This window comes from Clavibacter zhangzhiyongii, from assembly GCF_014775655.1.
Classification (GTDB): Bacteria; Actinomycetota; Actinomycetes; order Actinomycetales; family Microbacteriaceae; genus Clavibacter; species Clavibacter zhangzhiyongii.
Map to the genome: position 1 here is coordinate 1,724,996 of NZ_CP061274.1, position 19,333 is coordinate 1,744,328.

General features: G+C 67.9%; 20 protein-coding genes. 5 read left to right on the top strand and 15 right to left on the bottom strand.

What is annotated here, in order from left to right; genetic code table 11:
• The first annotated feature begins 22 nt into the window (after positions 1-22).
• Positions 23-1,042: an AraC family transcriptional regulator gene (locus H9X71_RS08185; protein WP_191146651.1), complete on the top strand. Its 1,020-nt coding sequence runs from the start codon at positions 23-25 to the stop codon at positions 1,040-1,042.
• Positions 1,043-1,375: 333 nt separating this feature from the next.
• On the opposite strand, the gene H9X71_RS08190 is transcribed toward H9X71_RS08185, so the two are convergent.
• The 4 genes from H9X71_RS08190 to H9X71_RS08205 all read right to left on the bottom strand — a co-directional run bounded on the left by H9X71_RS08190 (position 1,376) and on the right by H9X71_RS08205 (position 3,901).
• On the bottom strand, positions 1,376-1,777 hold the full coding sequence (locus tag H9X71_RS08190) for a hypothetical protein (RefSeq protein WP_191146652.1): 402 nt from the start codon (positions 1,775-1,777) through the stop codon (positions 1,376-1,378).
• A 98-nt stretch (positions 1,778-1,875) separates the two neighbouring features.
• Positions 1,876-2,478, bottom strand: coding sequence for a hypothetical protein (locus tag H9X71_RS08195; protein WP_191146653.1), 603 nt, complete (start codon positions 2,476-2,478; stop codon positions 1,876-1,878).
• 378 nt (positions 2,479-2,856) lie between these two features.
• Entirely contained in the window at positions 2,857-3,255 is a 399-nt protein-coding gene (locus H9X71_RS08200) for an SdpI family protein (protein WP_191146654.1), read from the bottom strand.
• A gap of 142 nt (positions 3,256-3,397) precedes the next feature.
• The gene (locus H9X71_RS08205; RefSeq protein ID WP_191146655.1) at positions 3,398-3,901 is read right to left on the bottom strand and encodes a helix-turn-helix domain-containing protein; all 504 of its coding nucleotides are present in this window, start codon (positions 3,899-3,901) and stop codon (positions 3,398-3,400) included.
• Positions 3,902-4,107: 206 nt separating this feature from the next.
• On the opposite strand from H9X71_RS08205, the gene H9X71_RS08210 reads away from it, so the two are divergent.
• The gene (locus tag H9X71_RS08210; protein ID WP_244961519.1) at positions 4,108-4,869 is read left to right on the top strand and encodes an alpha/beta fold hydrolase; all 762 of its coding nucleotides are present in this window, start codon (positions 4,108-4,110) and stop codon (positions 4,867-4,869) included.
• Positions 4,870-5,211: 342 nt separating this feature from the next.
• Here the strand turns inward: H9X71_RS08210 and H9X71_RS08215 are convergent, their stop codons facing one another.
• Positions 5,212-5,640: a hypothetical protein gene (locus tag H9X71_RS08215; RefSeq protein ID WP_191146656.1), complete on the bottom strand. Its 429-nt coding sequence runs from the start codon at positions 5,638-5,640 to the stop codon at positions 5,212-5,214.
• Here H9X71_RS08215 and H9X71_RS08220 point away from each other — a divergent pair.
• Complete coding sequence (locus H9X71_RS08220) at positions 5,630-6,124, top strand: hypothetical protein (RefSeq protein ID WP_191146657.1); 495 nt, start codon at positions 5,630-5,632, stop codon at positions 6,122-6,124. The two genes, H9X71_RS08215 and H9X71_RS08220, sit on opposite strands and share 11 nt — an antisense overlap.
• Positions 6,125-6,129: 5 nt before the next feature.
• On the top strand, positions 6,130-6,597 hold the full coding sequence (locus H9X71_RS08225) for a hypothetical protein (protein WP_213003936.1): 468 nt from the start codon (positions 6,130-6,132) through the stop codon (positions 6,595-6,597).
• A 24-nt stretch (positions 6,598-6,621) separates the two neighbouring features.
• Here the strand turns inward: H9X71_RS08225 and H9X71_RS08230 are convergent, their stop codons facing one another.
• The 5 genes from H9X71_RS08230 to cmtR form a co-directional block, all read right to left on the bottom strand.
• Positions 6,622-7,452, bottom strand: coding sequence for a CorA family divalent cation transporter (locus H9X71_RS08230; protein WP_191146659.1), 831 nt, complete (start codon positions 7,450-7,452; stop codon positions 6,622-6,624).
• A complete protein-coding gene (locus tag H9X71_RS08235) occupies positions 7,449-7,997 on the bottom strand; it encodes a hypothetical protein (protein WP_191146660.1) in 549 nt (182 codons plus the stop codon). Before H9X71_RS08235 ends, H9X71_RS08230 begins: the two co-directional genes overlap by 4 nt.
• A gap of 200 nt (positions 7,998-8,197) precedes the next feature.
• Entirely contained in the window at positions 8,198-8,848 is a 651-nt protein-coding gene (locus H9X71_RS08240) for a DsbA family protein (protein WP_191146661.1), read from the bottom strand.
• Positions 8,849-8,889: 41 nt separating this feature from the next.
• Positions 8,890-9,570, bottom strand: a complete 681-nt coding sequence (locus H9X71_RS08245; RefSeq protein ID WP_213003937.1) for a cation efflux transmembrane domain-containing protein — start codon at positions 9,568-9,570, stop codon at positions 8,890-8,892.
• Positions 9,567-9,920, bottom strand: coding sequence for a Cd(II)/Pb(II)-sensing metalloregulatory transcriptional regulator CmtR (gene cmtR / locus H9X71_RS08250; protein WP_191146662.1), 354 nt, complete (start codon positions 9,918-9,920; stop codon positions 9,567-9,569). The genes H9X71_RS08245 and cmtR overlap by 4 nt, the downstream gene beginning before the upstream one ends.
• Before the next feature lie 40 nt (positions 9,921-9,960).
• Between cmtR and H9X71_RS08255 the strand changes: the two genes are divergently transcribed.
• Positions 9,961-10,224, top strand: coding sequence for a hypothetical protein (locus H9X71_RS08255; protein WP_191146663.1), 264 nt, complete (start codon positions 9,961-9,963; stop codon positions 10,222-10,224).
• 179 nt (positions 10,225-10,403) lie between these two features.
• Here H9X71_RS08255 and H9X71_RS08260 read toward each other — a convergent pair whose 3' ends face one another.
• The 5 genes from H9X71_RS08260 to H9X71_RS08280 form a co-directional block, all read right to left on the bottom strand.
• The gene (locus H9X71_RS08260; protein ID WP_191146664.1) at positions 10,404-11,276 is read right to left on the bottom strand and encodes a cation-transporting ATPase; all 873 of its coding nucleotides are present in this window, start codon (positions 11,274-11,276) and stop codon (positions 10,404-10,406) included.
• 287 nt (positions 11,277-11,563) lie between these two features.
• A complete protein-coding gene (locus H9X71_RS08265; RefSeq protein ID WP_191146665.1) occupies positions 11,564-14,677 on the bottom strand; it encodes a S8 family serine peptidase in 3,114 nt (1,037 codons plus the stop codon).
• A gap of 484 nt (positions 14,678-15,161) precedes the next feature.
• Positions 15,162-15,566, bottom strand: a complete 405-nt coding sequence (locus H9X71_RS08270; RefSeq protein WP_191146666.1) for a nuclear transport factor 2 family protein — start codon at positions 15,564-15,566, stop codon at positions 15,162-15,164.
• A gap of 159 nt (positions 15,567-15,725) precedes the next feature.
• Complete coding sequence (locus H9X71_RS08275; RefSeq protein ID WP_191146667.1) at positions 15,726-16,508, bottom strand: L-threonylcarbamoyladenylate synthase; 783 nt, start codon at positions 16,506-16,508, stop codon at positions 15,726-15,728.
• Between the two features lie 885 nt (positions 16,509-17,393).
• Positions 17,394-19,325 carry an acyltransferase family protein gene (locus H9X71_RS08280; protein WP_342355626.1) on the bottom strand — a complete coding sequence of 644 codons (1,932 nt, stop codon included), beginning with the start codon at positions 19,323-19,325 and terminating at the stop codon, positions 17,394-17,396.
• Positions 19,326-19,333: the final 8 nt, after the last annotated feature.

Genomic DNA, 19,333 nt, shown 5'->3' on the forward strand with positions numbered 1-19,333 from the left:
TGACGGGTGGGAGGATCGAGCCATGACAGTGGACCCGGACGCTGATCCGCGTCGCCGGTTGGACCGGGTGCTGCATTCCCTGCGCATGACGGGAACCTTCTACTGCCACGCCGAGCTCCGGGACCCATGGGCGCTGGAGATGCCGGCGGTCGCCGACTCCGTCAGCTTCCACGTCCTCACCAGCGGCGTGTGCTGGCTGCGTCTGCCGGGCGCGGAACCGATCGAGCTCCGCCCGGGTGACCTCGCGCTCGTGCCGCATGGGCTCGGCCATCACCTCCTCAGCGCTCCTGACGGCGGACGCGGTGCGCGGGTGGACCTGCTGCCGCAGCGGTACCTGAGCGACCGCTTCTCCGTGCTCGAGCACGGGGGAGAGGGGGCGGTGACGCAGTTGATCTGCGGGATCGTCGCGTTCGAGGGTCCCGCTGCCCGGCAGCTGATGCGCGGGCTCCCAGAGGTGCTGCGAGTGGAGGACGCTGATGCCTCGGCAGGCGCCTCCATCCACGACACCGTGCGGCTGATGGCCGACGAGCTCTCGACCGTCCAGGTCGGCGGCGACACGGTCGCGACACGACTCGCCGACGTCCTCGTGGTCCAGGCGCTCCGCTCCTGGATCCGACGGGACGAGGCCGGCTCCGCCGGGTGGATCCGAGCGCTTCGGGATGAGCGCATCGGCCGCGTGCTCGAGGCCGTGCATGCCCAGCCGGGGAATGCATGGGATCTCGAGCGCCTCGCGCGCACCGCCACCATGTCCCGATCCTCGTTCAGTGCGCGCTTCGCAGAGCTCGTGGGCGCGAGCCCCATGGCCTACATCGCCCGGTGGCGGATGGACGTCGCGCGGCACCGACTGACGACCGAGGACATCACGGCGTCACAACTCGCGGGGGAGCTCGGCTACCGCTCCGAGGCCGCCTTCCATCGGGCCTTCACCCGGATCGTGGGTACCACGCCAGGGGGTGTCCGTCGCGGCCGCGACGGTCTGACGAGGCCGGCGGCGTCCTCGCCGTCACGTGACGGGTCGTGGCGCGCATCCGAGTCCGGGTAGGGATCCCTTCGCGGTCATCCTGAGGAACCAGTTGACGTCCACGGTGCAGACGTCCGGTCGGTGCACATGGAATGGGCGCTCTGAGGTGTGCGACCTCAGAGGACACCGACACCCCAGTACGGTCGCAACGCGGGTAGGAAGAAGCGGCCGCAGGCGGCGGACTACGGGCCAAGAGGCCGCACGGTCAACGCAAGAACCCCAAGCCGGGGATAGGGGTTCGCGGGGTGCAAGACCCCGTGAGCGACTCCGAAGAAGATCGCAGAGGGCCCGCCTCAAGAAATGCGAGCCACGGCTTCTGTGCCACCGAGGTGCTGCACGGCCTGTGTGACGTCATCAAGCGCTGTCGAGACCCTCTGGCGAGTCGGGCGTCTCACGCCGCAGTGCGTACCGTGCCGCGCCCGCGGCGATGGCAGCGAGCACGACGGAGATGACCAGCAGAGTCACGGCGTCGATCACGGCCTCGGGCGACAGGAGCAGGCGTGGTCCTCCGACGGTGAGGACGACGAGCATGATGATGGCGAACGTGCGTCGGGAGGAGCCGAAGAAGTAGGCCACCAGCGGTCGGGATGCGATCGTGATCGCTGGCACGGCAAGGAATCCGGCGATGACTGCTGCACCCAAGAGCCATGGCGCCGCATCTCCCGTGCCCTGGCGCCATGCGGTGACGGCGGCCCAGAGGCTCCCCCACGCGCCGCCCAGCAGAAGCGGATACAGCCACCGTGCGAGGTCTCTCATCGGTCCACTCTCCTATCTCGTCCAAACGGGTATCTCGTCCAAACGGGCCGGGACGGCGAGGTCGGGGGCACGTGATGACGCCCCCGACCTCGAGGAACTCAGTCGTTGTTGCGCTGGAACGTCTCGATGACCTTCTTGACCGCCGGTCGGAGGGTGTCCTTGATCGGCTGCGTCAAGGTCTTCTTCGCTGCAGCGCCGATGGCGCCGCCGGGCACGGCGCCGAAGACGCAGTCCACGCCGATGCCGAGGGCGATGTCGGTGGCACTGTCCACACCACCGGTGCGCAGGGCGTTCTTGACCTGGTCGGCTCCCTCGCCGAGCATGACGCTGCCGGCGCATCCGATGATGGCGGCTGCCGCCCACACAGGGAGCGCCTGCGTCGACACCTCGCCACTACCGCCGCTGCCGGTGGTCAGCAGGTGCTGGCGGAATGCTGCCGCGTCCGCCGCAGTGATCTCACCCCGCGCTTCTGCCGCCGCTAGCGCAGCCTCCGCCTCGCGCACGATCGCGTCAGCGTCCTCTCTGGTGAGGCCCACTTCCGCGAGCTCGGCTTCGGTCAATGTCGGTGCGCTGGTGGATGCCGGCGCGATGACGGCATTCGTAGCTGTCGGGGCGGCGGATGCCATCGACGTCGACGTCAGCACCAGGCCCCCGGCCAAGAGGACTGCGGTGGGGATGCGATAACGGTGCGCGTTCATCATTCTCCTTCATCGAGTACTGATTGGTGTCACCGAACGTACGCAGGGTGCGTCCAGCTCGACAAGCAGCCGACCACCACCGCGCACGTCCCCTATCTAATGAATCCGGCTCTCGTCAGGCAGTTGGGCCGTTGCTCCAAAAAACCTGGCAATGCCTAGGTGAGGCGATGAAGCTACAATCGCTGAACTGAACACGGCGAATCCCATCTTTAGGGACCGTCTACCTGATGGAATCTTGAGGAATCTGCGGTTGGCCACTGCATGACCAATTGGTGATGAGGTGGATCAGCGACGTGATTTCCGTTTCTGGCCGTGCCCGCTTGCCTGGCGCGAAAAGATTCTGCGGTCCAAGTCTCACGCGGGTCAGTACCTTTTCCCGGCTCAGTGCCCCCGGTCGCGCTCCGGCCTCCGCCCGTGCTCGCTCTGCTGCGCCTCGCGTGCTGCCCGCCCGCCGACGACCGTCCCATGGATCGCGAAGCCGAGCATCGCGAGGCACCCGGCGAGAACCGTGGCCAGCACTGCTCCGAACGGCACGGGCAGCACCGTGGGCACCGCCGAGGCGATCGCGCACGCGCCCGCCGCGAGGGTCGACCGCTTTGCCCGCTGATGCGCGGCGAGCCAGGCGGCGTCGCTCGCGAGCGTCGACGCCGTGCGGATGCCCGCGACCTGGTTGCGCCCCAGCCTCCCGTTCGCCGTGCTGTGCGCGACCCGGATGACCAGTACCCCGCTGGCGACCATGACCAGGCCCAGCACGATCCGTCCGATCACGTCCTCGTCCATCTTCCGAGCCTAGGAAGGGCCGGCCGGGACGACGAATCCGCTCCTCCCGCTCCAGGCGCGCCCGTCGGTGCACTCCTCCCGCGGCGTCCCGGCACGCATCCCTCGCCGACGCGCCGGTGCAACGTGGTCCGTCGTGCCCGGCTCAGGTTCGCGCGTCGGATGTCGGCGGCTTCCGGTTGCGCGACAGCGGGTAGCGGCGGTCCAGGCGTGGGCTGAGGATGACGAGGAACAGGAATATCGAGAGCAGCCATCCGGCGATCCAGTAGGCGGGGATGAGGAAGATCGCGAGGTTCGTGAACGTGTTCGAGGCGACGCCGACGATGACGGCGATCGTGAACAGCGCGCCGATGCCGTAGTAGAGGGCCTCGAGTCCGTCGGTGATGGTGTCGCGGCGTTCCTGCTGCCGTGCGGCTCGGGTGTCGAGGGCGGTGACGGAGCGTCCGTAGTCGCTCTGGTCGACGGTGGCGAAGAGGTCCCGCACGGGGACCTCGAGTGCCTTGGCGACGCGGGTGAGGGTGTCGAGGCTGGCGTCGTTGCCGGCTTCGAGGCGCTGCACCGTACGGACGGTGATGCCGCTGGTCTCGGCGAGTCGTTCCTGGGTCCAGCCGCGCTGTGTGCGGAGGTCGACGATTCGTATCTCGTTCATGCTCTCCACGGTAGGGACGGGCATCCGCGCGCACCACGACATGAACCCGACAGCACCCCGACAGCCACGCGACAGGCCGCGGAGGGCGACCCGGTCCACCCCATGAGGGAGAGGTGGGAGCCCCGGAGGAGACGTCCGATACGGGATACCCGTCCGGGCTGGTGGAGGCGACGACCGCCCGCCACCTGATTTGCCGGGATGCGATCATGACGACCATGCACATCGCCAGGTTCGGCACGGACACCAGCGCTGCCGTCCTGCTCCTTCACGGCGGTGGAGTAGCCGGCTGGATGTGGACCTCGCTGCGGCAGCACCTCGAGTCCACGCATCTCGTGCTCGTTCCCGACCTGCCAGGACACGGCAACAGCGCTGACGAGCCCTACCGCGCACATGCAGCCACAGTGGATGCTCTCGCCACGATGCTGAGCCGTAACGCCGAGGGACCGGTCGCCGTGATCGGCTTCTCTCTGGGTGCCCAGCTCGCCATGCAGCTTGCGTCCGAACATCCACACCTCGTCAGCCGAGCCATGATCGTAAGTGCCCAAGCGCGCCCGATCCCGTTCACGCGACTCACGCTGAACGCACTGGCGATCTCGGCGCCTCTAGCGCGACGCCGCTGGTTCGCCCGCCTCCAAGCCCGCGAGCTCTTCATCCCTCCTAAGCTGATGGAGGACTACATCGCGACGAGCGCCGCCATCACCCGACCCACTCTGCTCAAAGCCGTCGAGGAGAACATGCGCTTCCAGATCCCGACGGAGTGGCCAGCCTTCCCCGGTGTAGCGCTTGTTCTGGCCGGGCGGAAGGAGCGGGCCGTGATGCGCGAGTCTGCGACGGCGACCCAGGCGGCGCTGCCCGGTAGCGCCCTGGAGCTCGTTGACGGTGCCGGGCGCGGCTTGCCCCTTCAGTGCGCGGAGTGGTTCAACGCTCGCGTCTCTACTTGGCTATCCGCGAGCACGCCCGCAGTCTGACGCCAATGGCGGTCACTGCCTTTGGATTTACGGCCGTGCGTGTCCGGGTATGGATCCCCTGCCGGACGCCGAGTCCTTCGTCGCGGCGGGACATGTGAGCGGGTCGTGATGATCCCGACGATAGGCGTGCGCCTTTTGTGAGGGTCCCTTTCTCGAGTGCATGCGCAGCGTGATCCTGAGGTCATGGAGTCGTCTGTGAGGGATCGTGTGGTGCCTGTCGGTGGGGATGTCGTGGTGCGGGGTCTTTCGCTCCTGCGGCTGGTGGAGCTCTGCGGCACCCCGTGCGTGCACAGTGAAGAGGCCCAGCCCGCGGACGGACAGCATCCGGTCGGCGGCTCCGTCCTAGTGCGGGTCACGGCCGTGTTCGACGATGAGGAGACGGGTCGCGTCGTGTGCATCGACGCCCACCTGGACCGTGTCTCGCCCGACTGGGGTCGCGCTCGGGTCCTCGGCCGCGTCCCGGCAGCGATGTCGGCGCCGACGTGGATCGTCGCGGGACGCGCGGACGCAGGTCCAGGCATGTGCCGGCCGTCGCTCCCGCAGGACCTCGTTGTCGGCGACGTCCTCGTCATCCCCTGCCGCGATGACATCACGCTCCACGACGTGCGCTTCTCCGAGGAGGTGCACCCCGTCCTGCCCCGTGACGCCCGCCCATGGGCTGACGCCCGTCGCGTGCCGCCGCGTCGACGTCGCCGGTTCTGACTTGATGCCGTGGATAGGCGTGCCTTGCTCGATGCCGTCTTCCCGTGTCCTGGCCTCGATGGCCGGCATCGGCTCGTGGCCTGAGGGGACTGTCCACGTCGATGGCGATGTCGTCATCGACGGCGTCTCGCTCACGGCCCTGGCGGCGGAGGCCACTACGCCGTACCCCTGTGTGAGGGCGTTGATCGAGCCCTGGTCGGACGGTGTCGTGACCTCACCGGTCGCGTTCATCAGCGCAGTGCTCACGCACGTGACGGCCGTGGAGGGTGATGCGCGCGGACGGCGCGTGATCGTGGTGGATGCGGCGCTTGAGGGGCGTGCGGCGATCCTGTCCGAGGCTTGTCTCATCGGGCGGAGCACCGCGAGGGTGCGTCGCGTCCGGGCACGGGTCCGCTTCGCGGGCTCGTCGTCGACTCACCGCATCTCCCTGCCCCTCGACGTGGGCGTGGGCGAGCTGCTGGTGATCCCGTGCGACGGCACTCTGCTCCGCGCTGATCTCGTCGGCGAGGAAGTGCGAGCGCCTGCGGATCCGCGGCCCTCGTCGCATCCATGACGCGCATGACTGCTGCATCCGTGACACCGCGGGTGGCGTTCAGCGGTGATCCCCTCCGGATCCTCAGCGCGAGGAGCGAAGGCGGCTTGCCGCTGCACGAGGCGCGAGTCGTGGTCATCGGCGTGGACGCACGGCAGCGAGGACTGCGCAAGCGGCTCCGATCCCTTGGCGTCCCTCAGGGGCTCTCGCCACTGCGTCACCTGGTGTTCGTCATCGACGTCGACCCGACCCGGGGCGCGTGGCGTGCCGTGGACGCCTTCGTCGGAACAGTCCAGGCGCGGGTGGAGCGCGAGGTCGGCAGGCGCATCGTCGTCACCGGCATCCTGGCGGCGGGATGCCCGTCAGCGGAGCTGCTCGAGGCGCGAATCGTGCATCTGGTGACCCACCCGCTCGTCGTGCCGCGGATCGTGGTCAGCTGGGCGGATATCCGGCGTCGAGACATCCGGGACGTGGCCCTCGAGGAGTGGTGCTGATCCTCCGGCGTCACGCGGGGAGGGTCAGAGCCAGCCGCGTCGGCGGAAGATCAGCCACAGGGTCACACCCATCGCGATCATCGCGGCGACCGCCAGGGGGTACCCGTAGACGAAGTCGAGCTCGGGCATGTGGCGGAAGTTCATCCCGTAGACGGTGCCGATGAGGGTGGGCGCGAACAGGATCGCCGCCCACGAGGAGACCTTCTTGCTCTCATCGGCACGCTGAAGGCTGAGCTGGGCGAGGTCCCTGGTCTCCTGGCTGAGCGTCAGGCTCGCTTGCGAGAGGGCACGCAGCTCCGCGCCCTGCTGCTCCGCCATCAGGGCCGAGTGGATCGCGAGGTCCTCGCGCACCTGGTGCCGGATGCCGCCGAGGCGTCCCGTGAGCGCGACGATGCCATCCTCTGTGCGGCGCCGGTAGCCGGCGTCCAGCTGCGACCGACCGTGCGTCCCGCTCGCGGCGTGGATGGCGGCGACGGCCCGGGTCTGGGAACGGAGCGCCCGTTGCAGGACCGCGATGTCATCCAGCACCCGGCCCATGATCTGCGACCCGTCCTCGGATGGGGCGAGCACGACGTCACCGGCTTCATCCGCATGAGTGGCGAGGTCGGAGATGAACCCGTCGATGGTGGACACGGATGCGGTCAGGAGGCGAGCAGTCTCCCGGATGCGCGGACCCGAACGCGCCATATCGCCGATCAGGATCCGCCGCTCCGACAGGACGAGCGCGCCCTCATCGCCCCGCTCCACGAGAGCGAGGAGGAGGGTGCGGGGATCCTTCGTCGGGGTGGCTTCTGTCCCCGGTCCGGCAGGAGAGGCGTCGCCGAGGTCGGCCGCCGTCGCGGCGCGCGTCGTCATGCCGCGGTCACGGGCAGTGGGACCGCACGGAGACCTACGGTCACGTGCTCGCGTCGGATGCTCCCTGCCGCCGGTACCGCCAGGAGGTCTCCGGTGCACAGGTCGGCTGGAAGGCCGGACCCCAACCGGAGGAACGGAGCGCCATGCGCGGACGGCACCTCGTGGACGAGGAACGCCGGCGCGTCATGAGCGGTCGAGACGCGACCGAGCAGCCGCATCTCCTCCAACGCGGCAGGGACTCCGGACAGGTCCGCATCGACGTGCAGGAGCAACGCGCCGCCTGGATGATGAGCGACGAAGAGCACGCGCAGCACGATCACCGTCGCCCGCATCCCCGTCGCGATGCGCAGACCCTGCGTGCGGCGCACGCATGCGTCGCCCTCACGCAGCAGGGGAGTCCCGTGCATCTGCGCAGCCTCGGTCATCGATGCGCCTTCCACGATCAGGTCGTCGACCCTGGCGATCGTGCCGGCAGGCCACGCATCGCGGTCCATCGGATCCGGAAGGGAGCGACGAAGTGACGGGAGGATGTCGGTCAGGGTCATTCCCTCAGGTGTAGCCGCCTCGGGGGGCGGATCTGCACATCCTCACGAGGCTCCTACGGCTCGCACACGATCCCATCGAAACCCTCATGGGCGTGGCCTCATCGCCTCGGAAGACCACGGTTGCAACGGAGATGTCAATCGATGGAGGAGGGCGAGTGGCGGGCATCTCCTGTCGCCCGTGGTTGCGTTCGGCCCGGCGACTACTTGTTCGCTACCGCCTCTTCGAGCTGGGCGCGGAGGGCGTCGGGGGAGGTGAGCTCGATGGGCTGGTCGTCGAGGAAGATCGTGGGTGTTCCTGTCACGCCGAGCGCGATGCCGGCTTCGAAGTCCTGCTGCACGCGGGCTTCGGTCGCGGGATCGGCGATCGCCGCGTCGTACTCGGTCATGTCGAGCCCGAGGTCCTTGGCGAAGCCGCGGAACACGTCCGCCTTCGAGTCCTGCTGCTCGCCCCACTGGGTCTGGGTGTCGAACATGCGCTGGTACATGGCCTCGAACTGTCCCTGCTGGGCGGCGGCCTCGACGGCGACGGCGGCGTTCATCGAGTTCTTGTGCGCGGGGATGGGGAAATACCGGGTGACGAAGGTGACCTGACCGGCGTACTCCTCGCGGAGCTCCTCGACGTAGGGGTGCACGGCGAGGCAGACCTCGCACTCGAAGTCGAGGAACTCGGTGAACACGACCGAGCCATCCGGCGCCGTGTCCAAACGGTGGCTGTTCTCCGCCACGACCGTGACCGTGGCCGCGTCCACGGTCGACTCCGGTTGCGCACGGCTGATGACGAACGCGGACGCGAGGACCGCGACGACGAGGCCGGCGGCGAGAGACAGCTGGATCTTGGTGGTGCGCTTCATGGATCTCCGTACGGTGATGCGGGGTCAGGGGAGGTGCGGGGTCAACAGCAGTCGCAGGCCTCGACCTCACGCTCACCGGTGAGGGCGGACACTGGCGTCTTGCACGCATCCCCGCGCCACGCCTCCAGGCCCTCGCGGACGGCGAAGACCACGATCACGAGCCCGGCGACGGGATCGGCCCAGGTCCACCCGAGGGTGAGGTTCAGGACCAGGCCGAGGAGCACGGCCGCGGACAGGTAGCTGCAGATCAGGGTCTGCTTCGAGTCCGCGATCGCAGACGCGGACCCGAGCTCGGTGCCGGTGCGGCGCTCCAGCAGGCTGAGGAACGGCATCACGGCGAGGCTGACCGCGGCGAGCACGATGCCGATGGGGGAGTGCTCGGGCTCGCGGATGCCGGTGAGGGCGAGGACCGCGTCGGTGCTCACGAATGCGGCGAGGCCGAAGAAGGAGACCGCGATGACGCGGAGGGCGACGCGTTCGCGCTTCTCCGGGTCGGGGGCGGCGAACTGCCAGGCGACGGCGGCGGCGGACAGGACCTCGACGATGGAGTCGAGGCCGAAGCCGATGAGCGCCGTGGAGGACGCGATGGTGCCGGCGGAGATCGCGACGATCGCCTCGATGACGTTGTAAGCGATCGTCGCGGCCACGATCCACCGGATCCGGCGCTGGAGGACGAGGCGGCGGGCGGCGGAGAGCGCTGTCGGGCTGATGAGGGTGCTCACGGGGTCGGCTCGCAGCACAGGGGCACGTCGCAGTCCGCGTCGGCGCAGGGCAGGCCGTCGTCGACGGCGAGCACGACGTCGACAAGCGCGGTGAGCGCCCGGGTCAGGTGCGCGTCGGCGATCTCGTACCGCGTCGACCTGCCCTCGGGTACCGCGACGACGATCCCGCAGCCGCGCAGGCACGTCAGGTGGTTCGAGACGTTCGAGCGGGTGAGGCTCAGCTCCTCGGCCAGAAGGCTCGGGTAGCCCGGGCTGTCGAGCAGGTGCAGCAGGATTCGAGATCTCGTCGGATCGGCCATCGCCCGGCCCAGGCGGTTCATCACGTCGACGCGCGAAGCAAGAGTCAGCATGCGCTGACTATACAGTCCACGCTGACGTTTCGAAGGTTTCATGAGTCTGACCATGACCACGCGTCTTGATGGTCCGGCTAGCCGTCCTTACCCGGACCCGAACTCGTCAGGGACGACGTCGACCGGCACGGAGGTTCCGTCGTCGAATGATCCGGAGCCCTACGAACGTGACGACGAGGACGACGCCTGCTCCCAGCGCCATGCGAGGCAGCAGCTCGACATTCGAAAACGCCTGAACTCCGGCGGCGATGAAGACAGTAATCACCATGAGGGTCATCGCCTGCCCAACGGATGCGCGCCCTGAGCTCCGTCGCTCCTCTTGGCCGTCCCGGTCAGTCTCTAACTCGCCAGCCATACACAGACCCTGACAGATGAGGGTCGAGATGCATCGACGCGTCCGGATGGGGACCGGCTAACGGACACGGCCGTCTTGGGCCCTCACTTGAGCCTTCCGGCTGGTGAGCAGGCGCGGCAGGCGAGCGCTCAGCGGTCGAAGAAGTCGCCCAGCCCCGGGATCTGGAAGTGCTCGCCGAGCCCGCCGACCTGGTCGCCGATGCCGGTGAGGTACTCCTCGCCGCCCTGCGCGATGCCGCCCATGCCCTCGGACAGTCCACCGAGGTCGGGGAGGCCGTCGAGCCCGAAGCCCTCTGTGAGGTCGGCGAAGTCGATCCCGTCCGCCATGGCCCCCGACAGGAGCGGGCCGGCCGCCGCGCTGAGCGCGGCGCCGGACGCGACCGCGACCGCCACGCCCCCGATCGCCGCCACCCCCACGCCCGCAGCCGCGCCACCCGCGAACATGGCGGCACCGTTGCGGCTCCCGCGGTTCGACGTCCTATGGCCGCCCAGCACCCTCTGCATGAGGCCCGGTCGGCTGGTCTGCCCTCGGGTGGCCGCGCGGGCAAGGTCGGCGGCGCTCCCGCTGCGGGGCCGTTCGTGAGCGGGGAGCTCCTCGGTGAGACGTGCGAGGACGAGCTCGCGCTGCGCGGGGGTGAGGCGCTCGAATGCGTCCTGGTGGACCTGCTCGAGCTGCTCCGGGTCCGCGGTGCGGAGGAGGTAGTCGTACTTGCCGAGCGCGATGCGGTCGGCCTCGGTCAGCTGGCCGGCCTGGCGCCGGCCGTATTGTTGCTGTTCCGGGTGTCCCGAGCCCCGCTGCCCGTCGCCCTGCCCGGGATCGGCGCCACGGACCTGATCGCGCTGAGTGCGCTCGTCCCCGGTGAGCCTGTCTGCCGCGGAACGGACGACGCTGCGCCACTCGGTATCACCGCCGCGAGACGGCTGCTGCCGGTCGTGGCTGGAGGAGGAGTGGTCGCCTAGCGCTCTCGCGGCGGCACCGAGGAGACGGCGGAAGTTGGGCATGAGCATCATCCTGCTGTGCGGCGATGTGTGAAACCCGGGGGGGGCAGCGGTTGAGGCGACACCGGCGCGTGCAAGCTGACCTCGCGTGTCAGTCCCGAGAGCGTTACGGCGCGCTCGTTCCGCTGGGAAGGAAACTGCCGCGCAAGAGGGGCTCGCGGCGAGCACGGATTCCACAGGCCGGGCACCTGCTCTGTCCCGCCGGGGCCGCTACGGCCGCTGGTCGTACTCCTCCACCGCCCCCGTTCGAGTACTTCGCCGTGCAAGCCACTTCCGCCTCGGGGCTCGGGTCATGGTTCGTTGGGAGGCTCCGAAGCGGTCGGCGTGATCGAGGGATGCGCCCGCTTCGAGTGCGGGGACGCGGAGGCTGAAGAGGTATCGACGTCGACGATCGTCGTCTGAGGAGATCCCGCATACGACACGACTCCGACGTACTTCGCATCGGGTTCGAGCCCTGTCCAAGATGCCCGGAATGTCGCCTTCCTCCCCTGCTTCACAGGGATGGATGTCGGCGACGCGGAGAATGCTCCCTCATGTGTGTCGCTGTCGATGCGGTACTGCGTGACGTTGAAAGCCGCAGCGGTGCCTGCGGTCCCGCCGGGCTCGACCACGATCGTGTACTCGCCCGCCGATAGATCGGAGGCGATGATCCATTCCGTCAGCGATGGCGACTCGGCGATCTGCACGGCTTCGAGTGCGCCGTCGTCGTCGCGACGAGCGAGCACAAGGTCCATGTCCGTCTTCCCATCGACAGGGGCGACATCGAGTACCAGCGTGCGGAGCGATGAGGCCAGGGTGAGGGGGTACATGAGCGATTCACCCCGTGCGCCTCTGCCAGTCGGCGTCCCCGGTCCCTGTCCGGTACCCGTCAGATGCTCGCCCCGTGCCAGCCCGGCCAATGCGGGAGTGACGCGTCCCCTGACACCTCCCGTGACGGTGATGCTCGTCGATCCGGACGATCCGGACGATCCGGTCCCCGTCGCTGAGGCAGGAGCGTCGATGGCCTGCGGGTTCACCGCGACAGGAATTCGCGCTGTAGTGGTCCCATCGGTCCACGTGAGCGAGCCCGTGGACCACGTGTCCGTGTCCGCGCCGTTCCTTGTGGTCAGACGAACGGAGAATGTGCGCGTCTGCCCTGCTGCCGAGAAGGACAGCGTCTTGGGCGTCACCTTCGCATCGACGCCGTCGAGCCCCTGCACCGAGGGCTTCCATGTGCCGGCTCTCGTCGAGGTGACGGTTCGCATGACGGTCTGGGTGTCGAGGAGCTTGCTGACGGCGATGCTGGGTAGGTTGAGCTGCGAGGCAGGTACGGCCTTCGCTGGTCTGGGGAGTTGTAGTCCCACTGCCGCCGCATAGCCAGCCCACTCCTTGGGCCCACTGAGGTACAGCAGACCGGGGTCCAGGTAGCGCTTCGGCAGGACCTCTCCGGCACCTTGCGCGAATGGATCCGTGACCACCGTGCCCCTGTTGTCGAGCGTGTCGTACGCCGTGGTCATCATGGCGGACTTCACCTCCGCGGGTGAGGCCTTCGGGTGCTCGCCGAGATAGAGGAGTCCGAGACCCGCGATGTGCGGTGACGACATGGACGTCCCGGATTCGGCGCCGAAGGCCGGTTTCCCATCCACGTCTGCGACCGCGGCGACGATGCCGCTGCCGGGCGCCGCGATGTCGGGCTTCACGACATCCCCACCCTCGTCCTGCTTCGGTCCGCGCGAGCTGTAGTTGGCGATCTGGGGCGCCGGCTCGCTCGTGCCGGTTGTGTTGCCCGGTACCAGGGTGGCTGTCGCGCCCATCTGCGCGGCGTAGTCGGTGATCTTCTGACGGGCGCCGGAGTCGAAGTGGATAGTCGGAACGGAATGCGCGTCCAGGTCCACTGAGTCGGCCGTGGGGTTGACGAGGACCATCCCGATGCCCCCCGCACGCCGCACCTCGGCGCTCTTGTCGACGCGATTCACGGTGCCGCGGTCGCACACCACGATCCGGCCTGACACCTTCGAGCGGTCAAGGGTCATCGGCCCGCAGAGCTCCGGCTGGACGGCACCGGAGACGCCTGACATGGCGGCGAGGGAGAGGTAGCCGGACACTGGAGACACGACCGTGACGGACTGCCCAGCCAGACGGTGGCCGTCCCCCAACACGAGCGTTGAGGAGTAGTTGTCCGGCACGGTGCTTGCTGCGACCGTGGTCACCCAAGGTTCGGCGTTCCCGACGGTACCGGCGTCGGGGCCGCCGTTTCCGGCGGACGCCGCGACGAATACCCCCGCAGATGCCGCGCCGAGCAACGCGCGCCGGGTCTCTGCATCATCGGTGTCGCCCTGGAACGACATGTTGATGACGTCGACCCCGTCCTTCGTCGCCTGCTCGATCGCGGCGATGATGTCTGAGTGCGCGCATCCGTCATCGGCGTCGGACGACGCGTCCGGTCCGGCCCAGCAGGCCTTGTATGCCGCGATCTTTGCGGCGGGGGCCACACCGGAAATCCGGTCGATTACACGCCCGGCCACCGTCGCCTCGACGTTCGCGTTGCCGGCCGCCGTACTGGCCGTATGGGAGCCGTGGCCGCGCGTGTCGAGTGGAGAGCGGGGCTCCTGCATCCCGTTCGCCTCCGCCGCTGCGTCTCGGCCGGCGATGAAGTACCGGGCGCCGATCACCTTTGTGGAGCAGTCGGCGGACGTGAAGCCCTCGCCTTCCTGGCAGACGCCGTGGAACACGCCGCCGTCCGACTTCCGGAAGGAGATGCCGGCTCCGTCGCGCCACGGGTCCGCGCCGGCTTTCGAGCCGAGCGGCGCACCGGCGAAGGACGGGTTATGTGGTGCTATGCCGGTATCCAGGACGCCGATCACGGTACCCTCGCCGGCTCGATCCTGGCCGCCCGTCTGCGCCCACACTCCGTCGTCGCCGTCGAGGCCGAGCGAACGGATGGAGGGTGTCGACGCTGGATGCATCACCGCATCCGGCTCGACGCTCAGCACGTCCTGCGAGCTCCGGAGGCGTCTCACTTGGGCAGCGGTGAGCGAGGTGGAGAAGCCGTTCGTCGTGAGCGAATAGTCCTCTGATATGGACGCCCCGACGCTGCTCACCGTCGTCGCATGCAGATCCTCGAGGTGGGAGCTGTAGCGCTGCACATCGTCCGATGTGGCATCGAGGCGACCTCCAGGAGCCACGCGAGTGGCCGCGAGCCCCTCCACGTCACCGTCGTACGACGCCGCTGGCTCGTCACGGAGCGTGACGATGTAGTGACCATCGGTTGCGGGTATCGCTTCGACGTGATCCACCTCGGCAGCCGATGCGGTCGAGCCGGTGGAGAGGACGACGGTCGCAAAGACGACCCCGACGGCGACGGCGCGGATGGTGCTGCCACCTCGTCGCGTGCGCTTCGAGGAGGCCTGATGATGGACTGACATGGAAGATCCTTGCTGCCGCTGGAGTCGGCCTCGGAACGAACTCTGAAATGCGGCGTAGCCGGGATGCTCAGCGTCTGGGAAGGACAGCCATGCCGAAGTGGCGGCAAAAGTCGTCCCTTTCGGTCTGACCGGATCGACTCGCATCAATGATGTGCGTGTGGGCGCAAAGCGTCGCGGGCGACGCCCGCGGGAGACATCACAAGTAGAAGACGGACACGCCTCACATGACATCGACCCGGAGGGTGACACTCATCGGCGCATCGGCGGCTGCCGGACAGTCGATTGGAGCGCATTCGCCGCCAACAGGTCGGGGGAAGAAGCACAGACGCGTTACGGGGCCCTTCCCTTGGCGAGCGTCCGGACTCTTAGTGAGAAGCGAGCTGGCGGACCGAGCTCGATCGATCCGCCAGCGCGACTTCGACAGGGAATGGCGAGCATCAGAGCTGCGACTGAGCCGCTGCCCGCATGATTCCGGTGGTGTCCTCTAGACGGCGTCGCCCCAGAATGCATCTTCGGCGGTGCCGTCCTCGGAGAAGAGGCGAACCTCGGCGATGTGGCCGTCGCGGACGGTGAGGAGGTCGACGCCGGCCATGTCCATGCTCTTCTCACCGTAGAATCCGGTGAAGCGGATGGGTACGGCGACGTCATCGCCGTTCACCATGGGCGCGCCGGTCACGGTGAGCTGGAAGGTGCCCCGGCTCGCTTCCATCATCCCTCCGAGGAGGGCTCCGACTCCGTCGGCACCGCGGTGGGTCCCGGAGAAGCGGTTGGCACCGGGCTGGTGCCAGATGACGTCGTCGGCGAACTGCGCCATCACGGTGGGGATGTCTCCGCGGCCGAGCGCCTCGAAGTAGGTCGTGGCCACGTGGGCGGCAGTGTTCTCAGACATATGAAACTCCTAATCAGATGGGGTGGGACGTGATCTTCAAAGCGCCGTAGATGGATCCAGAGCGGGGGAACGGCGCGTATTCGCGTGCATCGGTCAGTGCGCCGGCGCTCAGTGCCGATGTTCTGCACTCGCACATGGAATCGATGGAGGGAGTCCAGGTCAGTAGTACTGGCCGTGGCGGTAGTCCCACGACGGGAACGACCGGGCGAGCGCCGACATGATGGTGTCCACCGCGAGGCCGCGGCGGATGAGCGTCGGGTTCGGGCTGACCGAGCGCTCACCGCGCTGCTCGGGGATGAGCGCGCCGGACGCGTCGACCATGGACACCATCACGCCCTGCTCGTAGCGGCTCGTCTCGTCGAGGCCCGGCTGGATGGACGCGACGTAGTCGTCGGCCGCGACGATCACGTCGGCCTGCCGCTCGATGCGCTCCCCGATGCCCTCGACCCGGCCGCGGTTGCCCTTCCCGGATGGATTCGCGGAACTTGCGAACGAGACCCGGCGGCTCTTCCAGAGGTGCTCGGCGATCTGCTCGGACGGGCGGCCGAACTTGATCACGAAGCAGCTCGTGCCGCGGCGGTCCATGGCGAGCTCGCCGGCGACCTCGTCGGGGATGAGGTGCTTCGCGTCCTCGCGCCACGGGAGGATGCAGCCGAGCAGCACGTCGGCGTCCCAGTGCTCCTGGTAGAACGCGAGGATCTCGTCGTTCAGCACCGCGAGCTCCTTCAGCTGCTCGATGCTCGTGCAGAGCACCACGCCGGGCTTCTCGCGGTTGCGCTGCTTCGCGTCGAACTTGCGCTCGAGGCCGGCGCCGTCCGTGGTCATGAGGATGTAGCCGACCTTCGTGGCGGCCACGACGAGGCCGCCGGGTGCCTCGAGGGCCCGGGCGGCGCGGTCGTCGAGGGAGCCGTCCCAGGGGATCGTGCGGGTGGTGTCGGTCATTGTGCTTCCTATCTCTCTAAGGGAATGTGCTACCTGCGGAAGCCCAGGCGATGGGAGTTCTACCCGGGAATGCAGGGAGTAGGACGTAAAACGCCGCACAAGATCACGTGCCTTCGCGACGAGGGTGGTGTCTTGTGTCGTGGCGGAAGTTTGAGCTAGTTCGACCAGAGGTCAGAGGCAGGCATTGGCCCCGAGGGGCGGAGTTGGGCACTATTTGAGCAGTGCGTTCGCTGGCTTGTCGTAAAACGCAACGTTGCCCGCGGTGCCGTATTCGCGATGCGGCTCCTCTGGCTTGCCTCGCGGCTGCCGAGAGGCGCGAGTGTCAAATGTACATCGCCTGGTGTTCATTCTTCGAAATCTTGTCCTGTGGCCAGCGTGATGCATCCAACGCGTCGCGGCCCATCCCGTCAGCACGAGATGGGGGATACGTCCCGAGCCGGGCGCTACTTGGCGGACCAAATCAGCAGCATGCAATGGATTCGAGCCAACAAGCGTTATGTGCCGCACCGCGCATCGCGGCAGGTCAGGACCAGGCCGGTGACGAGACAGACGGTGGTGTTCTGATCGCGGATACCTCGGGGGGCGGGAAGGCGCCCGAGGACGAGAACATGACGGGAGCCGCCAGAGCGCTGGCGGCAACAGTCACGAGGGTGATTCGAAAGGAAAGGGCGAGGGTCATCTGGATCTCAAATCTATAGTGGGCAGTTTTGGCGTTCGAGTTCGAGCGTTTCATGCTCGAGATGTAGTACATGTTAGATTGTCGCCGCCATGAGTGGGAGAGCCATCCACAGGCGGCACCGCGTCCTTCGGCGCCGCACGACGTGCGGAGCCGAATGGGCCGCGCCGCCGTCGATAAGGCACTTTCCGAGGCCCAGCGTGCATCACTCAATCCAGTCGGTCATCCGAAGAAGCGGAGTGTATTGCTGCCTTTATTGCAGACACATACAGATCGGCAGCACGAGGGCCAGGATGGATGCGATCTCTCGCGAGGAGATCGGGATGCGCACTGGCCTCTGCTTGCCATTTGGCGACATGGACATTCCGGCGATCTCTCGCGGCGTCATACACCATCTCGTTGACTCGCGTCGTCCAGGACATAGGACCCGCGACATCCACGAGCACGACCTCGCGAGCTCCTGCGGCATCGATCGCCTCGGCGAGGTCGCGGCTGGTACCTGCGCCGTTCGTGCCCAGCCCGATGATCACCACCTTCGCCGCAGGCCGGTCAGCGAGAAGCGCGCGTATGTACCGCGCGGAATGAGGTAGCTGGCGGCTCACGACCGCATCGATGGCGATACCGGGGAAGGCCTGCTGGAGAGCGCGCCCCGAAGCGAGCATGACCGAGTCGCCGACCGCGATCATGGACGCGCCATCTACTTCGCTCGGCGGCACGACCGGTTGCGTGGGGGAAGCCTGGGGGGAAGGAGCGGCGGTCTGCGGCGTCGCGGCGGGTGGCGATGGTGATGCCAGCTCCATACCGCCATCAGGTCCCGGCGCGGTCTGATCTGTCATGCCGTCGTCGCCTGGGGAGGCGAGCCCTGTGCTGCCCTCCTCGACGAGCCGCTGCGCCTCGGTTCGACCGGGATCGGCGTGGACCGTGGCAGCAGCCGATGCCCCCAGGCCGATTACCAGGGCGACCGCGAGCATGGCAGCAGCTGGTCGCTGCAGCGTCAGCCGGAACCCTTGCCGAATGACGGGAAGCTCCAACCACCTGTAGCTCGCTGCTGCGGCGATGACAGACACCCCGATGGCGGCCAGCGTGCCCAAGGCGGCCTCCCAGCCGTCGGCATCGGGCACAGCGTTCGCCACGAGGACGACCATGGGCAGATGCCAGAGGTAGAGCCCGTACGACCGTCGGCCGATCCATCCGATGGGCCCCTCGTCGACCCGGGCCAGGAAGCGCTCACCTGACTGCACGCAGGCCACCACCATGGTCGTGCCAAAGGCGGCGCCGAGTACTGTCACCGCGGCGCGGGAGGACGGATCGGCTGCGATCGGAGCCAGGATCATGCTCCCGAAGCCGACCAGCGAGATTGACCCCGCTACCATCCATACGCGTCGGGTGCGCCGTGATCTCTGGGTAGGTGGCACGTGCCGTCGCCGAATCGACACGGCGAGGGCTGCGCCCGCCATTAGCCCGAAGGCGTGTGCTGGGCTGGCGAGGTAGGCGGCGTTCGGCATACCTGCCAACGTGAGGAGCAGGGGGACTGCTGCAGCTACCGTCGCTGCCACCCAGAGCCACCGGCCACGGAGCGTCCGTTTACCACGCATGACCCCCGCCAGCACGAGAGGCCAGATGACGTAGAACTGCTCCTCGATCGCGAGGGACCAGAAGTTGTCGAAGAGGCCCGCGGTCGTGTGTTGGAAGTAGTCGACGCCTGCGAGGAGCATCTGCCAGTTGGTCACGAACAGCGCCATGCTCAGCAACTGAGCTGGCAGACCGACCAGCACGTCTCCACCCACGGCGACGGCGCACGATGTTGCGATCAGGACGACCACCGTGGCGGCTGGAAGGAGCCGTCGGGCGCGCCGGGCTGCAAAGGCTCCATAGCGGATAGTGCCGGTAGCGCCCCACTCCCGCAGCATCAAGTCCGTGATGAGGAAGCCGCTGATGACGAAGAACACATCGACACCGGCGTACCCCCCAGGCACTGCCGTCGGTGCTGCATGGAAGAGGATCACGGCCGTGAGCGCGACTGCGCGTAGAGCATCGAGCCCTTTGTGCCTCGGCGACTCTGTCAGTGCAACGACAGACTGCCTCCGAGTCGTTGCTCCCCACGCAAGGTGGGCGGGCTGAACCGGCATCCAAGTCTCCATCTCTTCTT

Coding starts and splice junctions, on each gene's coding strand:
- H9X71_RS08200 (WP_191146654.1), bottom strand. CDS start 3,255: ATGGACGAGGACGTGATCGGACGGATCGTGCTGGGCCTGGTCATGGTC.
- H9X71_RS08260 (WP_191146664.1), bottom strand. CDS start 11,276: ATGCCCAACTTCCGCCGTCTCCTCGGTGCCGCCGCGAGAGCGCTAGGC.
- H9X71_RS08265 (WP_191146665.1), bottom strand. CDS start 14,677: ATGTCAGTCCATCATCAGGCCTCCTCGAAGCGCACGCGACGAGGTGGC.
- H9X71_RS08210 (WP_244961519.1), top strand. CDS start 4,108: ATGACGACCATGCACATCGCCAGGTTCGGCACGGACACCAGCGCTGCC.
- H9X71_RS08280 (WP_342355626.1), bottom strand. CDS start 19,325: ATGGAGACTTGGATGCCGGTTCAGCCCGCCCACCTTGCGTGGGGAGCA.
- H9X71_RS08195 (WP_191146653.1), bottom strand. CDS start 2,478: ATGATGAACGCGCACCGTTATCGCATCCCCACCGCAGTCCTCTTGGCC.
- H9X71_RS08190 (WP_191146652.1), bottom strand. CDS start 1,777: ATGAGAGACCTCGCACGGTGGCTGTATCCGCTTCTGCTGGGCGGCGCG.
- H9X71_RS08255 (WP_191146663.1), top strand. CDS start 9,961: ATGAGTCTGACCATGACCACGCGTCTTGATGGTCCGGCTAGCCGTCCT.
- H9X71_RS08220 (WP_191146657.1), top strand. CDS start 5,630: ATGGCCGGCATCGGCTCGTGGCCTGAGGGGACTGTCCACGTCGATGGC.
- cmtR (WP_191146662.1), bottom strand. CDS start 9,920: ATGCTGACTCTTGCTTCGCGCGTCGACGTGATGAACCGCCTGGGCCGG.
- H9X71_RS08275 (WP_191146667.1), bottom strand. CDS start 16,508: ATGACCGACACCACCCGCACGATCCCCTGGGACGGCTCCCTCGACGAC.
- H9X71_RS08230 (WP_191146659.1), bottom strand. CDS start 7,452: ATGACGACGCGCGCCGCGACGGCGGCCGACCTCGGCGACGCCTCTCCT.
- H9X71_RS08185 (WP_191146651.1), top strand. CDS start 23: ATGACAGTGGACCCGGACGCTGATCCGCGTCGCCGGTTGGACCGGGTG.
- H9X71_RS08235 (WP_191146660.1), bottom strand. CDS start 7,997: ATGACCCTGACCGACATCCTCCCGTCACTTCGTCGCTCCCTTCCGGAT.
- H9X71_RS08205 (WP_191146655.1), bottom strand. CDS start 3,901: ATGAACGAGATACGAATCGTCGACCTCCGCACACAGCGCGGCTGGACC.
- H9X71_RS08215 (WP_191146656.1), bottom strand. CDS start 5,640: ATGCCGGCCATCGAGGCCAGGACACGGGAAGACGGCATCGAGCAAGGC.
- H9X71_RS08225 (WP_213003936.1), top strand. CDS start 6,130: ATGACTGCTGCATCCGTGACACCGCGGGTGGCGTTCAGCGGTGATCCC.
- H9X71_RS08270 (WP_191146666.1), bottom strand. CDS start 15,566: ATGTCTGAGAACACTGCCGCCCACGTGGCCACGACCTACTTCGAGGCG.
- H9X71_RS08240 (WP_191146661.1), bottom strand. CDS start 8,848: ATGAAGCGCACCACCAAGATCCAGCTGTCTCTCGCCGCCGGCCTCGTC.